12 protein-coding genes are annotated in these 16230 nt (G+C 65.5%); 8 read left to right on the plus strand and 4 right to left on the minus strand.

Annotated features, from left to right (window positions below; all coding sequences use genetic code 11):
- Positions 1-89: 89 nt before the first annotated feature.
- The 4 genes from mutM to DOM45_RS16140 all read left to right on the plus strand — a co-directional run bounded on the left by mutM (position 90) and on the right by DOM45_RS16140 (position 3173).
- Entirely contained in the window at positions 90-905 is an 816-nt protein-coding gene (gene mutM / locus DOM45_RS16125; protein WP_110602190.1) for a bifunctional DNA-formamidopyrimidine glycosylase/DNA-(apurinic or apyrimidinic site) lyase, read from the plus strand.
- Between the two features lie 230 nt (positions 906-1135).
- Complete coding sequence (locus DOM45_RS16130) at positions 1136-2326, plus strand: class I SAM-dependent rRNA methyltransferase (RefSeq protein WP_110602307.1); 1191 nt, start codon at positions 1136-1138, stop codon at positions 2324-2326.
- A gap of 27 nt (positions 2327-2353) precedes the next feature.
- Positions 2354-2683 carry a putative signal transducing protein gene (locus DOM45_RS16135; RefSeq protein ID WP_110602192.1) on the plus strand — a complete coding sequence of 110 codons (330 nt, stop codon included), beginning with the start codon at positions 2354-2356 and terminating at the stop codon, positions 2681-2683.
- A 49-nt stretch (positions 2684-2732) separates the two neighbouring features.
- On the plus strand, positions 2733-3173 hold the full coding sequence (locus DOM45_RS16140; protein ID WP_110602193.1) for an acyl-CoA thioesterase: 441 nt from the start codon (positions 2733-2735) through the stop codon (positions 3171-3173).
- 72 nt (positions 3174-3245) lie between these two features.
- On the opposite strand, the gene DOM45_RS16145 is transcribed toward DOM45_RS16140, so the two are convergent.
- The 3 genes from DOM45_RS16145 to DOM45_RS16155 are packed head-to-tail and all read right to left on the minus strand — an operon-like array spanning position 3246 to position 6482.
- Positions 3246-4763 (minus strand): sodium:solute symporter family protein, encoded by a 1518-nt coding sequence (locus tag DOM45_RS16145; protein WP_110602195.1) that lies wholly within the window; start codon positions 4761-4763, stop codon positions 3246-3248.
- Positions 4756-5037, minus strand: coding sequence for a hypothetical protein (locus tag DOM45_RS16150; RefSeq protein WP_110602196.1), 282 nt, complete (start codon positions 5035-5037; stop codon positions 4756-4758). Before DOM45_RS16150 ends, DOM45_RS16145 begins: the two co-directional genes overlap by 8 nt.
- A 53-nt stretch (positions 5038-5090) precedes the next feature.
- Positions 5091-6482, minus strand: coding sequence for an amidase (locus tag DOM45_RS16155; RefSeq protein ID WP_110602198.1), 1392 nt, complete (start codon positions 6480-6482; stop codon positions 5091-5093).
- A gap of 404 nt (positions 6483-6886) precedes the next feature.
- Between DOM45_RS16155 and ald the strand changes: the two genes are divergently transcribed.
- From ald to DOM45_RS16175, 4 genes are all read left to right on the plus strand, one after another.
- The gene (ald, locus tag DOM45_RS16160) at positions 6887-8005 is read left to right on the plus strand and encodes an alanine dehydrogenase (RefSeq protein WP_110602199.1); all 1119 of its coding nucleotides are present in this window, start codon (positions 6887-6889) and stop codon (positions 8003-8005) included.
- Positions 8006-8339: 334 nt separating this feature from the next.
- Positions 8340-9353, plus strand: coding sequence for a tryptophan--tRNA ligase (locus tag DOM45_RS16165; protein ID WP_110602200.1), 1014 nt, complete (start codon positions 8340-8342; stop codon positions 9351-9353).
- 142 nt (positions 9354-9495) lie between these two features.
- Positions 9496-10710 (plus strand): YeeE/YedE family protein, encoded by a 1215-nt coding sequence (locus DOM45_RS16170; RefSeq protein ID WP_110602202.1) that lies wholly within the window; start codon positions 9496-9498, stop codon positions 10708-10710.
- Between the two features lie 278 nt (positions 10711-10988).
- Positions 10989-12671: an NAD-dependent malic enzyme gene (locus DOM45_RS16175; RefSeq protein WP_110602203.1), complete on the plus strand. Its 1683-nt coding sequence runs from the start codon at positions 10989-10991 to the stop codon at positions 12669-12671.
- A 448-nt stretch (positions 12672-13119) separates the two neighbouring features.
- On the opposite strand, the gene acnA is transcribed toward DOM45_RS16175, so the two are convergent.
- On the minus strand, positions 13120-15882 hold the full coding sequence (gene acnA / locus DOM45_RS16180; RefSeq protein WP_110602204.1) for an aconitate hydratase AcnA: 2763 nt from the start codon (positions 15880-15882) through the stop codon (positions 13120-13122).
- Positions 15883-16230 lie beyond the last annotated feature (348 nt).

Consider the following 16230-nt stretch of genomic DNA (forward strand, 5'->3'; position numbering starts at 1 on the left):
GAATGACAGTACGGAAAACCCGGTCCTCGACCGGGTTTTCTCGTTTGTGGTGAATCCGTTTGTGATGAAAGAGTCGCGAGAACAGACGCATGCCCGAGCTCCCCGAAGTCGAAACCACCCGCCGCGGCATCGCTCCCCACGTCGAGGGACGGGAGATCGTCGAGGTCATCGTGCGCCAACGTAGCCTGCGCGTGCCGATTCCTGGCGATCTGGAGTCGACATTGATCGGCGCCCGGTTCGGCGAGCTTTCCCGGCGCGCCAAGTATCTGCTGCTGCCGCTGGCGGAGCGCACCCTGCTGTGGCATCTCGGCATGTCGGGAAGCCTGCGCATCGCCCGCGTCGGCGACCAGCCCAAGAAGCACGACCATGTCGACGTGGTGGTAGAGGGTGGCAATATCCTGCGCTATCACGATCCCCGCCGCTTCGGCTTCGTCGACTGGCTGGCGGGAGACGTCGAATCGGATACCCGGCTGTCGAAGCTGGGGCCGGAACCGCTGTCGCCGGCGTTCGATGGCCAGCGACTCTACCGGCTTTCCCGAGGACGCCGAGCCGCGGTGAAGACCTTCATCATGGACAACGCGGTGGTCGTGGGCGTGGGCAATATCTACGCCACCGAGGCGCTGTTCATGGCCGGCATCGACCCGCGCCGAGCCGCCGGGCGCGTCTCGCTCGAACGTTTCGAGCGCCTCGTCGACGCGATCAAGACGGTGCTGGCGGCGGCGATCACCCAGGGTGGCACGACGCTGCGGGATTTCGTCAGCGGTAGCGGCGAACCGGGTTACTTCGCGCAGCGCCTCAACGTCTACGGGCGCGGGGGACAACCCTGCCGCCATTGCGGCCTGGAGCTGCGCCATGTCGTGCTGGGGCAGCGTGCCACGGTGTACTGTGCGATCTGCCAGAACTGACCGCTCGCCGTCTCCGTCTGCACCTTGACCGGCGAGGCGGGAACCTTGCCGCTCGCTGGTTTTCCAACTCGGGCGCGGTGGCTGGCCGCTATGTGCGTTCGAGGGTTGGGGAATTCGCGGGTGTTGTTAGAATGCGCCAGGATCTCCGTTCGATATCGCACTGCCCGAAACGCTTTTTTATCTCTTTTGCTGTTGTCCTTCCCGATGGAGCCCCGCCAATGGAGTCAATCGTGACCCAGACCCTGCGTCTCAAGAAGAATGCCGATCGTCGTCTCAAGGCGGGCCATCTGTGGCTCTATTCCAACGAGATCGATATCCAGGCCACACCGCTCAAGGGCCTGGAGCCGGGGGCGCAGGTGACTATCGAGGCCGCCAACGGCAAGGCTTTGGGCGTCGCCTATGTCAATCCGAACTCGCTGATCTGCGCCCGCGTCGTCTCCCGCGATGCCGACGTTCGGCTCGATCGCTCGCTGCTGGTGCACCGCTTCAATCAGGCGCTGGCACTGCGCGACCGGCTGTTCGCCAAGCCGTTCTATCGTCTGATCCACTGCGAGGGCGACCTGCTGCCGGGCCTGATCGTCGATCGGTTCGACGACGTGCTCGTGGTCCAGCTCAACACCCTCGGCATGGAGACGGTGCGTGACGAGGTGATCGCGGCGCTCGACAAGGTGCTCTCGCCGAGAGCGATCGTGTTCAAGAACGACTCCAGTGGCCGTCGCCTGGAGCAGCTCGAGTCCGAAGTGGCGGTGGTTCACGGAGAACTGCCGGACGAGGTGCTGCTGGAGGAGAACGGTGTCCGTTTCGTGGCGCCGGTGCTGGACGGCCAGAAGACCGGCTGGTTCTACGACCATCGCGCCAACCGCGCCTGGCTCAACGGTCTGGTCGCCGGCAAGCGGGTGCTCGATCTGTTCAGCTACGTCGGCGGCTGGGGCGTCCAGGCGGCGGCGCACGGCGCCAGCGAGGTCTTGTGTGTCGATGCGTCGCAGACGGCGCTCGACCGGGTGGCCGAGAACGCCGCCCTCAACGGGCTCCACGAGCAGGTCTCTGTCGGCCACGGTGACGTCTTCGAAGCGATGACGGCGCTGCGCGCCGAGGGCGAGAAGTTCGATGTGGTGGTGCTCGATCCGCCGGCATTCATCAAGAAACGCAAGGATCTCGCCAATGGCGAGCGCGCCTACGCGCGCCTCAATCGCGAAGCGATGCGGCTTCTGGGTCGCGATGGCCTGCTGATGTCGGCCTCCTGCTCCATGCACCTGTTCGAGGAGCGCCTGGTCGAGTGCGTGCGGGGCGCGGTCCGCCACCAGGATCGTCACGGTCAGATCATCTATCGTGGTGGCCAGGCCGGAGATCACCCGGTGCATCCGTCGATTCCCGAGACCGCTTACCTGAAAGCGCTCGGCGTGCGGGTCTTCCGGAACTGATGAGCGCGACGATCCGATGGCGGTGACATGAGCGTCGAACAGGTTCGGGTCTTTCGTCACGCCAATGTCTTGTTGGTCAGTCATGTTCGTAACGTGATCGAGAGCGGCGGCGTTGCGGCCGCGTTGCGCAACATGACCCTGGCCGGCGGGGCGGGCGAACTGCCACCCGATCAGTGCGAGGCCGAGGTCTGGGTGGCCGCCGCGGCCGAGGCGCAGGCGATCGAGCTGGTTCGAGAGGCTCTCGAGGGCCCCGCCACGGCCTTGCCCGAGTGGTGCTGCCAGGGCTGCGGGGAACGCCTCGAGGGTGTGTTCGACCGTTGCTGGCAGTGCGGTCGCGATCGCCCGGATCGCAGCTGAGCCCATCGCTGCCGGTGCGGCGCCATCTGATTCAACCCAGGAGGTTTGCATGGACTGGGACCTGCCCACGCCTTTCGTGATCGATATCGATGTCAAGCGCTCGAGCATCGATCACTACGGCCACGTCAACAACGCCGAGTATCTGCGCTGGGTCGAGCGTGCCAGCTGGGCGCATTCGCGCGCGCTGGGGCTGACGCTGGAGGACTATCGCGCGCTCAATCGCGGCATGGTCGTTCACCGTCATGAACTGGACTATCTGGCACCGGCCTTCGAGGGCGACCGCTTGCAGCTCTCGACCTGGATCGTCAGCTGCGATGGCCGCCTGTCGCTGGAGCGGCGCTTCCAGCTGCGCCATGTCGAAACGTCCCGCACGTTGCTGCGTGCACATACCCGCTTCGTCTGCATCGATATGGAGAGCTGCCGGCCGAAACGCATGCCGCCGTGTTTCGCCGAGGTCTACGGCGGCGCCTGCGTCACCGCGGATCGCTGAAGCGCCAATTCGCTGAATCGGAACGCCACCGGCCCCGCTCGTCCCGACGCGCGGGGCCGGTGGCGCTTCGGCTCAGGTGATGGCGGACGAGGGCGTTGTCTCGCGCTCGCCGTTTGAGCGGGATGGCGATCGTCCCGGGGCGACGATCGCCATGAAGCGCGCAAGTGTTGCGTCGCTGGCCGGACGCGTGACCCGGGAGACGGCGACGAACAGCGGCAGGTTGACGATCAAGCCCCAGGCGCCGGCGTGGACGCCGAGCGGATTGGGCCACACCACCGTGAACAGGACGGTCACGATGAACCCGGCCGACAGCCCGCACAGCACCCCGGCTCGGGTGGCCCGCGGCCACGCGAACAGGCCGATGAAGGCCGGCAGCATCTGGGCGGCGAAGCCGAGCCCGACCAGCAGGATCATGATCAGGTTGCCGGGATTGAGCATGGCCACCGGGCCGACGATCAGCAGCATGATCGGAAAGATCAGGTAGCGCGCGAGTTGGCCGGTGCGTCGCTCCGAAAGCTTGAACAGCGGGCGGATCACGTCCCGGGTCCAGGTCAACGCGGTGCCGTGGATGTAGGGCTCGCTGGAGGACATCGCGGCGGCCAGCGTGCCGGCGCCGAGCAGACCGACCAGTACCGGCGGCATCTGCTGGAATGCCAGCTGCAGGGCGACGGTGTCGGCGCGCTCCAGGTCGGGCAGGCTGAAGATGCCGATGAAACCGACCACCACCATCGGCAGGATGACGAAGTAGTAGGTCGGCAGCCAACTGGCGCTGCGGCGGATGCTCTGGGCCGAGTCGGCGCTCATCCACTGCAGCCAGACCGGCTGCTGAAACGAGAACATCGAAACGATGATCGACGAGGTCCAGAAGGCGAAACTCATGTCGCCGAGGCCGCCCGGCAGCGTCAGGAAGTCGACATGGGTCTCGCGCAGGCGTTCGAAGACCCCGCCGAACCACCAGTCGCCGGTCAGTCGATGGGCCGCCCAGAGCCCGATCGTCCAGGCCACGATCAGCATCAGGCCGCCCTGAAACGCGTTGGTCACGCCGATGGCGCGCTGGCCGCTGATGAACAGATAGATCGCGATGGTACCCAGCACCAGCCAGATATTGAGCGTGAAGGGCAGCAGGCCGCCGCTCATCACTTCCAGGATGTAGGCCGCGCCGATGGTCTGGAGGACGGCATAGGCCATGGCGCCGATCGACATCACCAGTGACGTCAGCGCGCCGAGCAGCGGACTCTCGAAGCGATCCGCCACTGCCTGGGCCTGGGTGACGTGGCCGAGTCTGGCGCCGAACGCCCACACCCGGGGGCCGCAGTACCAGGCGATCAGGGCCAGATAGCTCAGGTAGATGACGACGTAGAATACCGGCACGCCCTTGCTCCAGGCCCAGCCCGGCGCGCCCATGAAGGTGTAGGCGCTGATGCTGCCGGCACCCATCAGCAGGTACATCACCACGGGCCCCATGCTGCGTCCGGCGACGCCCCACTGCTCGAGACTGTCCATGCGATGGCTGCCGCGGGCACGAATCCCAAGCCACAGCGCCACGGCCACGTAGGCGAGCGTCATCAGCAGCGGAATCGGCTCACTCATCGACACGCTCTCCCGATCCTGGTGCGACTGTGGTGGGGTCTGCCTGAGTGATCGAGGTCGGCAGGGGCAGCAGCCAGTTGGCCAGCAGCATCACGCCGGTCGATGCGAGGATGATCAGGCAGGACCAGGCCGCCAGCGCCGGCAGGCCCAGTATCAGCACGGCGTGGTTGGCCAGCAGCACGGCCGGCCACAGCCCGGCCAGGATGACCAGCAGGAAGAGGGCCAGCAGCGCCTTTCCCCTCCTCGTGGCAGGGCGGATCAAGCGGTGGTTCATGAGACGACTCCAGCATCTTGTAGTGGCGAGGATACCGTGCACGGGCCCCCGGTTCAGCTTCGTGGCGGTGTCGGCCAGGTGCGAATCGGGCCACGCCACCGTTCGAAGAGACGGGCGAGCTGCAGCACCCGGTGATCCTCGAAACGTGGCGCGATCAGTTGAATGCCGAGCGGCAGGCCGTCGCGACCGAAACCGCCGTTGATGGACAGTGCCGGCTGCTCGCCCATGTTCCAGGGCAGCGTGAAGCCCAGGTGCTCGAACGGATGTTCCGGGTCGTTGGAGGGGTGGCCGTACTCGGCGGGGAAGGTGTAGACCGGCGTCGTCGGGGAGAGTATGGCGTCGACATCGTCGAACGCGGCCTCCGTGGCGCGGCGCAGGGCAAAGGTCTGCTCGAAGCCGTGGACGACATCCACCGCGCTCAACTCGGCGCCGCGCGCCGCCCATTGGGTAATCATGGGAAAGATCCGGGCGCGTTGCGACGCGCTCAAGGCCGCCAGCGACTTCCACTGCCGCGCCCGCCAGAAGTTGTCGAGGCCGTCGAGCATCTCGCGGGTCATCACCGGTGCCATCGGCACCAGCGTGGCCCCGGCGCGCTCGAACCCCGCCGCGGCGGCTTCCACGGCCGCCAGGAGCTGGGGATCGGCGGTCAGGCCGCAGCCGGCGTCGAGCATCACGCCAAGCCGGAGGCCCGACAGCTCGAGCGAGAGCTCCATCCAGTCGATCCGGGATGGTGGCAGGCGGGTCGGATCGCGGCGATCGGTGCGGGAGAGCGTTTGCATCATCAGCGCGGCGTCCTCGACCGTGCGGGTCATCGGTCCGGCGCAGCGCCCGGTATAGCAAGGGTCGATGGGAATGCGTCCCAGCGTGGGCTTGAATCCGACCAGACCGCACCACGCGGCCGGCAGGCGCACCGAGCCGCCAATGTCGGTGCCGACATGCAGCGGTCCGAGGCCGGCGGCGGCGGCCGCGCCGGCGCCGGAACTGGAGCCGCCGGGATTGGCGTCGAGCTTCCAGGGGTTGCGGGTCAGGCCGTGGAAGGTCGAGACGCCGGAGGACATCATGCCGAAATCGGGACAGGTCGTCTTGGCGAAGATCAGGGCTCGATCCTCCCTCAGCCGTGCCGATGGCGGGGCATCGTCGTGGGCCGGGGTCAGTTCGGTGACCACGGTTCCCTGCGGAATCGGCACGCCGCGGGTGGCGATCAACTCCTTGATCGTGACCGGGATACCGTCGAGGGGGCCTAGAGGCGCACCGGTACGCCAGCGCCTGGCGGCTTCGGCGGCCTCAGTCGTCAGCGTCGTCTCGTCGTAGGCATAGAGCGCGTTGATGTGAGGTTCCCAGGCCCGAATGTGGGGAATGAGCTCGGCGACGTAGTCGGCGGGCGAAAAGCGACCGTCGCGAAAACCGGCCAGCAGCGTCGTCGCGGATGCATCGAGGAGGTTCATGGTGAGAGGATCCCGTTGGTGTTGTCGTGGGTATCGGTTCCTAGCATGCCGCGTATTGGCGGACTATCGCCACCGCCAATTGGCCAGCGCGCTGTCGCGACCCGGTGTCTGTCGGGCCAGGCCTGGTGGCGCCCCGGCAGGATTGGTATGCCATGAAGCCGATCCGCAGATCGGCCGGCTCGGTGGTGACGCGGCGTGAACTCGCGTCGGCGCGACGACGGCAGGAGGTGTTAGTGCTGATTGGTTAGATCCGCTTTTTATGACGCTTGTTTCAAGAATATTTTTTGCCAAAATCCCTATTTTAGTGAATTTGCGTCTTTTCTGACGCGCTATCCCGTCCTTATCGCTGTTGTGCTGTAATTCCTGCGATCCTTCAATGACAACCAGAGATCGAGGCAACGACCATGCATATCGGCGTCCCCAAGGAAATCAAGAACCATGAATATCGCGTCGCCCTGACCCCGGGCGGCGTGCGAGAACTGGTGGCGCGAGGCCACCAGGTCGGGGTACAGGCAGAGGCGGGGATTGGATCCGGCTATCCGGACGACGCCTATCGCGAGGCCGGCGCCGACATCGTGGCCGACGTCGATGCGCTGTGGGCGAGCGCGGAGCTGATCCTCAAGGTCAAGGAGCCGCAGGCGGAAGAGGTCGCCCGGCTGCGCCCGGAGCAGACGCTGTTCACTTACCTGCACCTGGCCGCGGAGGAGATGCTCACCCGTGGCCTGATCGACAGCGGCGCCACCTGCATCGCCTACGAGACCGTCACCGACGGCCTGGGTGGCTTGCCGCTGTTGGCGCCGATGAGCCGCGTCGCCGGCCGCATGGCCGTCCAGGCTGGGGCCCACAGCCTGGAGAAGGCCCAGGGCGGTGCCGGCATACTGCTGCCGGGCGTGCCCGGCGTGGCGCCGGCCAAGGTTACCGTGATCGGCGGCGGCGTGGTCGGCGAGAACGCCGCGCGCATGGCGCTGGGGCTGGGTGCCGAGGTGACCATCCTCGACAAGTCGCTGCCCCGGCTGGAAGTGCTCGACCATCGTTATCAGGGCCGGATTCGCACGGTCTATTCGACCACCGAGACGCTGGAGGTCGCGGTGCGCGAGTCCGACATGATCATTGGCGCCGTGCTGGTCCCCGGCGCTGCCGCCCCCAAGCTGATCACCCGAGCGATGCTCGGCGAGATGAAGCCGGGCAGCGTACTGGTGGACGTGGCGATCGATCAGGGCGGCTGCTTCGAGACCAGCAAGCCGACGACCCATGCCGAGCCCAGTTACGTGGTCGACGGGATCGTGCACTACTGCGTCGCCAACATGCCCGGCGCGGTGGCGCGCACCTCGACCCAGGCGTTGACCAACGCCACGCTGCCGTTCGTGATCGCGCTGGCCGACAAGGGCTGGAAGCAGGCCCTGGCCGATGATGCGCATTTCCGCGCCGGCCTCAACGTCCATGCCGGTCAGTTGACCTACACCGCCGTCGGCGAAGCGTTCGGGCTGGAAGTGGTTGCAACCGAGCAGATTCTGAAGGGCTGAGGTCGAACACCCACAAGGGCGGGGCGACAGGCGAGAACGATGAATTAGGGAAGCGCTGCACAAACCCTGTGCCATGTGATGGCGCGCGGCGCGCGGCGTGCGGTGCCCGTGGCGCTGGCATCGGCGGCTGTCACGATGCCACCGAGCGGGGCGCTTCTCTCGCTACCGGCGGCTCGAGGGGGGCGCGGGAAGAGGGCTGCGTCGCTCCCCGTCGTATCATCGCTGGCAGCCAGCCGGCATCGGTCTGTAGAGGTTCCCGCGGGTGTTCGCTCTGGGGGAGGTGGCAGGGTAAACTGCCCGCACTGCCACTTTCCCCTAGCGATTCGAAGAGTTCATGAGCAAGCGACGCGTTCTTACCGGCATCACCACCACGGGTACGCCGCATCTGGGCAACTATGTCGGCGCGATCAAGCCGGCCATCGCCGAGAGCCAGAATCCCGATGTCCAGTCCTACTACTTCCTCGCCGACCTGCATGCGCTGATCAAGGCGCAGGACCCGCAGCGGGTACAGCAGTCGCGGCTCGAGATCGCCGCCACCTGGCTGGCGCTGGGGCTGGATACCGACAACGCGATCTTCTATCGCCAGTCCGACATCCACGAGATCCCCGAGCTCGCCTGGCTGCTCTCCTGCGTCTGCGCCAAGGGGCTGATGAACCGCTCCCACGCCTACAAGGCGGCGGTGGCGGAGAACGAAGAGGGCGGCGTCCCCGATCCGGATCGCGGCGTCACCATGGGGCTGTTCGGCTATCCGGTACTGATGGCCGCCGATATCCTGATGTTCAATGCCCACAAGGTGCCGGTGGGACGCGACCAGATCCAGCATATCGAGATGGCCCGCGACATGGCCGGGCGCTTCAACCATATCTACAAGGGCGACTACTTCACCCTGCCCGAGGCGATCGTCGACGAGAAGGTCGAGGTGCTGCGGGGGCTCGACGGGCGCAAGATGTCGAAGAGCTACGACAACACCATCCCGCTGTTCGTCTCGGCCAAGAAGCTGCAGAAGCTGGTGCGCAAGATCAAGACCAACTCGCTGGAGCCCGGCGAGCCCAAGGACCCGGAAACCTGCACCCTGTTCCAGATCTACAGCGCTTTCGCCACGGCGGAGGAGAGCGCCGACATGCGTCGCCGCTACGCCGAGGGAATCGGCTGGGGCGAGGCCAAGAACGAGGTGTTCGAGTACCTCGATGCGCAGCTGCGCGAACCGCGCGAGCGCTATGAGGCGCTGATCAACGACCCCGGCCATATCGAACAGGTGCTGCAGCGGGGCGCCGAGCGTGCTCGCGCCGAAGCCAATGTCCTGATGGAACGGCTGCGGGTGGCCGTGGGGCTGGGGCGCTTCCAGTAGGCTTCGANNCGAAGCCCGAAGCTTCCGCCGATTCATCTATAACAAAAGCGTCTATTCAAAGACCATTTCGTCGTTTTCGAATTCCTGAGTAAAAGACTAAAGTATCGCCCATTCGATTTTAGTCTAAGGAAGGGGTTGTTTTATGACGACTTTGACGAAAACGGCGCCGCCCGGCATCGGCCGGCTCTCGCCCAAGGCGTGGATCGCCGCGCTGCTGCTTGCTCTCGGGGCGCTGGCCGTCGGCCTCGCCTTCGGTGGCAATCAGGGCTGGCTGATGCTGGTCGGCGGCGGTCTGGGCGTCGTGCTCTACCATGCCTCCTTTGGCTTCACTTCGGCGTGGCGGGTGTTCATCACCGAGCGCCGCGGTCGTGGGCTGCGCGCTCAGATGGTGATGCTGGCGCTGGCGGTGGTGCTGTTCTTCCCGGCACTGGGAGCGGGGACGCTGTTCGGCCATCCGGTCGAGGGGTTCGTCTCGCCCATCGGTATCTCCGTCATCGTCGGCGCCTTCCTGTTCGGCATCGGCATGCAACTGGGCGGCGGCTGCGCATCCGGGACGCTGTTCACCGTGGGTGGCGGCAACGCCCGCATGGTCATCACGCTGCTCTTCTTCATCGTCGGCTCGGTGATCGGCACCGCCCACTTCGCCTGGTGGCAGAGCCTGCCGGCGTTCCAGCCCACCTCGATGATCGATCTTTTCGGTACCGGGGGCGGGATCGCTGCCAGTCTGGTGCTGTTTGCGGGTATTGCCGCCTTGACCGTCGTCATGGAGAGGCGCCGTCACGGCCAACTGGAGCAGACCTCATCGGTGGCGCCTGGGCCGGGCCGCTGGCTGACCGGACCGTGGCCGATCCTGGCCGGGGCGATCGGCCTGGCGCTGCTCAACTTCCTGACGCTGTCATTGGCCGGCCGGCCCTGGGGCATTACCTCGGCCTTCGCGCTGTGGGGCGCCAAGGCGTTTCAGGCTGTCGGCGGCGACGTCACCGCCTGGGGCTATTGGCAGAACCCCGGGCGCGCCGCCTCGCTCGACAGCAGCGTCTTCAGCGATATCACCACGGTGATGAACATCGGCATCATCCTGGGAGCGGGCCTGGCGGCGTCGCTGGCCGGGCGCTTCGCCCCGAGCCTGCGGATTCCGCTGCGCTCGGTGGCGGCCGCCGTGATTGGCGGGCTGCTGCTGGGCTATGGCGCGCGGCTGGCGTTCGGTTGCAACATCGGCGCCTATTTCAGCGGTATCGCGTCCGGCAGCCTGCACGGCTGGCTGTGGCTGGTGGCCGCGTTCGCCGGCAACATGCTGGGGGTGCGGCTGCGCCCGCTGTTCTTCCCCGGCCCGGCCAAGCCGGTCGCGGCGAGCTGCTGAGCTACCGGGTAGCGACCAGACGAGCCCCGCTACGGCGGGGCTTTTCGTGCGCCGTTACGTCTTTGGTAAGGGTTTCCATGGCGGACATGCCATTGGCGGCGGCAGATGGCATACTGGTCGGCCCCCGGCCGGCTTCGGCTCGCTCGGGGCGTCCGTCCGGTTGCGTGGCAGCCGCACGGTCGATAACGACAATGCGCCATCGGGCCTGCACCAACGACCGGTGAGATCGCCCGTCCGACAGGCGCGTTTCATTCGTTGGTTACCGCGAGAGTCGATTCATGTCCGATCACGCCAAGCGCCCGCTTTATATCCCCTACGCCGGACCGTCGCTGCTGGAAACGCCGCTGCTCAACAAGGGCAGCGCCTTTACCCGTGACGAGCGGGTCGAGTTCAACCTGGTGGGCCTGCTGCCGCAGAACGTCGAGAGCATCGAAGAGCAGCTCGAACGGGCTTATCACCAGTACACCCTGTGCCAGAACAACCTCGACAAGCATATCTATCTGCGGGCGATCCAGGACGACAACGAGACGTTGTTCTTCCGCCTGCTGGAGGAGCATCTCGAGGAGATGCTGCCGATCATCTACACCCCGACGGTGGGCGAGGCGTGCGAAGAGTTTTCCAATATCTATCGCAACCATCGTGGCCTGTTCATCTCCTACCCCGACCGCCATCGGATGGACGACATCCTGCGCAGCGCGACCAAGGACAAGGTGCGGGTGATCGTGGTCACCGACGGTGAACGCATCCTCGGCCTCGGCGACCAGGGCATCGGCGGCATGGGCATCCCGATCGGCAAGCTTTCGCTCTACACCGCCTGTGGCGGCATCAGCCCGGCCTACACGCTGCCGATCACACTGGATGTCGGCACCAACAACCAGAAGCTGCTCGACGATCCGATGTACATGGGCTGGCGCCACAAGCGTGTGTCGCCGGACGAGTATGCCGAGTTCATCACCCTGTTCATGGAGTCGCTGAAGGCTCGCTGGCCTAACGTGCTGCTGCAGTTCGAGGATTTCGCGCTGACCAACGCGATGCCGCTGCTGGAGCGTTATCGGGACGAACTCTGCTGTTTCAACGACGATATCCAGGGCACCGCCTCGGTCTGCGTGGCGACGTTGCTGGCCTCGTGCAAGGCCAAGAACGCCAAGCTCAGCGAGCAGACGATCACCTTCGCCGGCGCCGGGTCCGCCGGCTGCGGCATCGCCGAGCAGATCGTGATTGCGATGACGCGCGAGGGGCTATCGGAAGCCGATGCCAGAAAACGCATCTTCATGGTCGACAAGGATGGCCTGCTGACCACCGACATGGAGGGGCTGCACGGCTTCCAGCAGCGGCTCGCCCACGATCCCGCCGAGTTGCGCTTCGACAGCGATACCCGCCTGCTGCTCGACGTGGTCCGCAACGCCAAGCCGACCATCCTGATCGGCGTCTCCGGACAGCGCGGTCTGTTCACCGAGGAGGTGATCAAGACGCTCAACGCCAACTGCGAGAACCCGCTGGTCATGCCGCTCTCCAACCCCACGTCCAAGGTCGAGGCGGTTCCGCAGGACGTGCTGGAGTGGACCAACGGACAGGCGATGGTGGCGACGGGGAGTCCGTTCCCGCCGGTGGAGATCGACGGTCGCACGATCCCCATCGCCCAGTGCAACAACTCCTATATCTTCCCGGGCATCGGCCTTGGCGTGATCGCCGCCAATGCGACGCGTGTCACCGACAACATGCTGATGGCGGCCTCCAATGCGCTCGCCGACAGCGCGCCGATCGTCAAGACCGGCGAGGGGGCGCTGCTGCCGGCGCTGGGCGACATTCGCGAGATCAGCCAGTTGATCGCCTTCGCCGTCGGCAAGCAGGCCCAGCAGGATGGTGTCGCGCTCTCCTCCAGCGACGCAGTGCTGTGGGACGCGATCCATGGCCACTTCTGGTATCCGCGCTATCGGCAGTATCGTCGGCGTTCGATCTGATGTCGTGAGCTACGAGCTACGAGCTACGAGCTACGAACAAGCCCCGCCCGAGAGCGGGGCTTGTTCGTTGATGGATATTTCTCTCCACGCTCGAGAGGTGGCAGCCTTCGACGCCTCCGCGATAGCGCTGAACGCGGGAGCGATGAATCGGGTCTTGCGACATGGATGTCGCAAGAGGCGCGTTGGGCAGGATGCCCTTTTGCGCCGACCCGAATTCAGCGTGACTGCGTTCAGGGTTTCGCCATTGCGCTGCGTCAAGAAGGGGAGTGTGAGGGGCTTGCCCCTCACGACCATGAGCAGAAGGGAGGTTGGTGCCCGGTCAGTGGTAAATACGAGGAGATGGAATGAGTCGCCTCGTCCGTTTGGCACAGGATCCACGAAAAAGCCCCACCGATCGGTGGGGCTTCGCTGATGGCGTGCAACGCCATTCAAACGACGCGTTGCGCGCTTACAGCATGCTGCGCAGGACGTAGTGGAGGATGCCGCCGTGGCGGTAGTACTCCAGTTCGTTGGCGGTGTCGATACGGCACAGGGCGTCGATCTTCTTCTCGCCCTTGTCGCTTTCGATGGTCACCTTGACGCTGGCGCCCGGGGTCAGATCCGCCAGCCCTTCGATCGAGATGGTCTCGTCGCCGGTGAGCCCCAGCGTCTCGCGACTTTCACCCTCGGGGAACTGCAGCGGCAGCACGCCCATGCCGATCAGGTTGGAGCGGTGGATACGTTCGTAGGATTCGGTGATGACCGCGCGGACGCCAAGCAGCCGCGTGCCCTTGGCCGCCCAGTCACGGGAGGAGCCGGTGCCGTACTCCTTGCCGGCGATCACCACCAGCGGGGTGTCGTCCTCGGCATACTTCATCGCCGCGTCGTAGATCGACATCTGCTCGCCGCTGGGCACGTGCCGGGTGTAGCCGCCCTCGACGTTCTCCAGCATCTCGTTGCGGATACGCACGTTGGCGAAGGTGCCGCGCATCATCACCTCGTGGTTGCCGCGACGCGAACCGTAGGAGTTGAAGTCCTTCACCGCGACGCCGTGCTCCTGCAGATACTTGCCGGCGGGACTGTCCGGCTTGATCGAGCCGGCCGGCGAGATGTGGTCGGTGGTGACGGAATCGCCCAGCTTGGCCAGCACGCGGGCATTCTTGACGTCTTCGACCGGCTTCGGCTCCTTGTCCATCCCCTCGAAGAACGGCGGGTGCTGGATGTAGGTGGAGTCCTTGGACCAGGCGTAGACCTCGCTCTCCGGGAACTCGATCGACTGCCAGGCCTCGTCGCCGTCGAACACCTCGGCGTACTCCTTGCGGTACATCTCGGTCTTGACCTTCTCCACCGCCTCGGCGATCTCGGCCTGGGAGGGCCAGATGTCCTTGAGGTAGACGTCGTTGCCGTCCTGATCCTTGCCCAGGGGCTCCTTCGACAGATCCTTGCGCACGTTGCCGGCCAGGGCGTAGGCGACGACCAGGGGCGGTGAGGCGAGCCAGTTGGTCTTGACCAGCGGGTGCACGCGGCCTTCGAAGTTGCGGTTGCCGGAGAGCACCGAGGCGACGGTGAGATCGCCGTCGTTGACCGCTTTCTCGATCGGCTCGGGAAGCGGCCCGGAGTTGCCGATACAGGTCGTGCAGCCGTAGCCCACCAGGTTGAAGCCGAGCGCGTCGAGGTCGTCCTGCACGCCGCCCGCGGCCAGATAGTCTGTGACCACCTTGGAGCCGGGGGCCAGCGAGGTCTTGACCCACGGCTTGGTGGTCAGCCCTTTTGCCTTGGCTTTCCGCGCCAGCAGGCCGGCGGCCATCATCACGCTGGGGTTGGAGGTGTTGGTGCAGGAGGTGATCGCGGCGATCACTACCGCGCCATGGTTGAGCGAGAAGGTCTCGTCCTCGTAGGTCACCTCCTGGCTGTCGCCGGTGCGGTAATCCGCGCCGCTGGTGTAGGCCTCGCCGTCGGCGGGCGGCGCACCGATGGCAGTATCGCCGCCTTCACCGGTCCACTTGGCCTTCTCTTCGTGGGAGGCATCCGGCTGCTCGCCGGCCATCAGGGATTCGAAGGTCGACTTCATGTCGGCGAGCGCGACCCGGTCCTGAGGCCGCTTGGGGCCGGCCAGCGAGGCTTCGACTTCATCCATGTCCAGTGCCAGCGAGTCGGTGAACGTCGGCTCCGCACCCGGCTCGCGCCAGAGTCCCTGGGCCTGGCTGTAGGCCTTGACCAGCGCGATCTGATCTTCGTCGCGACCGGTCAGGCGCAGGTAGTTGAGCGTCTCGTCGTCGACCGGGAAGAAGCCGCAGGTGGCGCCGTATTCCGGTGCCATGTTGGCGATGGTGGCGCGATCCGCCAGCGGCAGGTCGTCGAGGCCGTCGCCGTAGAATTCGACGAACTTGCCCACCACGCCTTTCTTGCGCAGCATCTGGGTGACGGTCAACACCAGGTCGGTGGCAGTGATGCCTTCCTTGAGCTTGCCGGTCAGCTTGAAGCCGACCACCTCGGGGATCAGCATCGATACCGGCTGGCCAAGCATGGCAGCTTCGGCTTCGATGCCGCCGACGCCCCAGCCGAGAATGCCCAGGCCGTTGATCATGGTGGTGTGGGAGTCGGTGCCGACCAGCGTATCGGGGAAGGCGTAGGTCTTGCCGTCGACCTCCTTGGTCCATACCGTCTTGCCGAGATACTCCAGGTTGACCTGGTGGCAGATACCGGTACCCGGCGGCACGACACGGAAATTGTCGAACGCCTTCTGACCCCAGCGCAGGAACTCGTAGCGCTCCAGGTTGCGTTCCATCTCCATGGCGACATTGTCCTTGAACGCGGACGCATCGCCGAAATGGTCGACCATGACGGAGTGGTCGATGACCAGATCCACCGGCGACAGCGGATTGATCCGCTCTGCCTTGGCGCCAAGCTTCTTGACGGCATCGCGCATGGCGGCCAGATCGACCACGCCGGGGACGCCGGTGAAGTCCTGCATCAGGACCCGCGCCGGGCGATAGCCGATTTCACGGGTCGATTTGCCCTCCTTGAGCCAGTCGGCCAGCGCCTGGATATCCTCTTCGGCCACGGTGGCATCGTCGGCGTAGCGCAGCTGGTTTTCCAGCAGGACCTTGAGCGTCATCGGCAACTTGTCGATGTTGCCGAGCGTTTCGGCCGCCTTGGGCAGACTGTAGTAGTGAAACGTCGTGCCGTTGACGTCGAGCGTCGCTAGCGTGTGACTCGGGTCGGTAGACATCAGGGTTATCCTCCTCATGGCGGCGGCTGGCCTCGATGATCGGCGCCAGCCAGCCTGTCAGGTTCCTTAGCTACGATCCGACAGCGTTCCCGGCTGTCGACCGCCTTTCGATGGGGTGTCTTTACACCGCTCTTGTGTCTGAATTTGCCTGGGCCTCGCTGCCGCACTGAAACTGGTCTCGCGAGAGACCCGATAGTCGTCGGCATCGACCCCGCGACTGCCGGACGAACAGGTTGTCGACAATCATCATGGGCACGATAACATGCATTTTCAATTGGATGCTTCACGACTATCGTCCGGTGCGGCCTTGAAAGCGCATCCGATCGTCACCAACTTCAGCGTAGTTGG

Source organism: Salinicola lusitanus, from assembly GCF_003206045.1.
GTDB classification, from domain to species: Bacteria; Pseudomonadota; Gammaproteobacteria; order Pseudomonadales; family Halomonadaceae; genus Salinicola; species Salinicola lusitanus.

What these genes read in the sequence shown, in the direction of transcription:
- DOM45_RS16150 (WP_110602196.1), bottom strand. Translation starts at nt 5,037, where the DNA reads ATGAACCACCGCTTGATCCGCCCTGCCACGAGGAGGGGAAAGGCGCTG.
- ald (WP_110602199.1), top strand. Translation starts at nt 6,887, where the DNA reads ATGCATATCGGCGTCCCCAAGGAAATCAAGAACCATGAATATCGCGTC.
- DOM45_RS16165 (WP_110602200.1), top strand. Translation starts at nt 8,340, where the DNA reads ATGAGCAAGCGACGCGTTCTTACCGGCATCACCACCACGGGTACGCCG.
- DOM45_RS16175 (WP_110602203.1), top strand. Translation starts at nt 10,989, where the DNA reads ATGTCCGATCACGCCAAGCGCCCGCTTTATATCCCCTACGCCGGACCG.
- DOM45_RS16135 (WP_110602192.1), top strand. Translation starts at nt 2,354, where the DNA reads ATGAGCGTCGAACAGGTTCGGGTCTTTCGTCACGCCAATGTCTTGTTG.
- acnA (WP_110602204.1), bottom strand. Translation starts at nt 15,882, where the DNA reads ATGTCTACCGACCCGAGTCACACGCTAGCGACGCTCGACGTCAACGGC.
- DOM45_RS16155 (WP_110602198.1), bottom strand. Translation starts at nt 6,482, where the DNA reads ATGAACCTCCTCGATGCATCCGCGACGACGCTGCTGGCCGGTTTTCGC.
- DOM45_RS16140 (WP_110602193.1), top strand. Translation starts at nt 2,733, where the DNA reads ATGGACTGGGACCTGCCCACGCCTTTCGTGATCGATATCGATGTCAAG.
- DOM45_RS16145 (WP_110602195.1), bottom strand. Translation starts at nt 4,763, where the DNA reads ATGAGTGAGCCGATTCCGCTGCTGATGACGCTCGCCTACGTGGCCGTG.
- DOM45_RS16170 (WP_110602202.1), top strand. Translation starts at nt 9,496, where the DNA reads ATGACGACTTTGACGAAAACGGCGCCGCCCGGCATCGGCCGGCTCTCG.
- mutM (WP_110602190.1), top strand. Translation starts at nt 90, where the DNA reads ATGCCCGAGCTCCCCGAAGTCGAAACCACCCGCCGCGGCATCGCTCCC.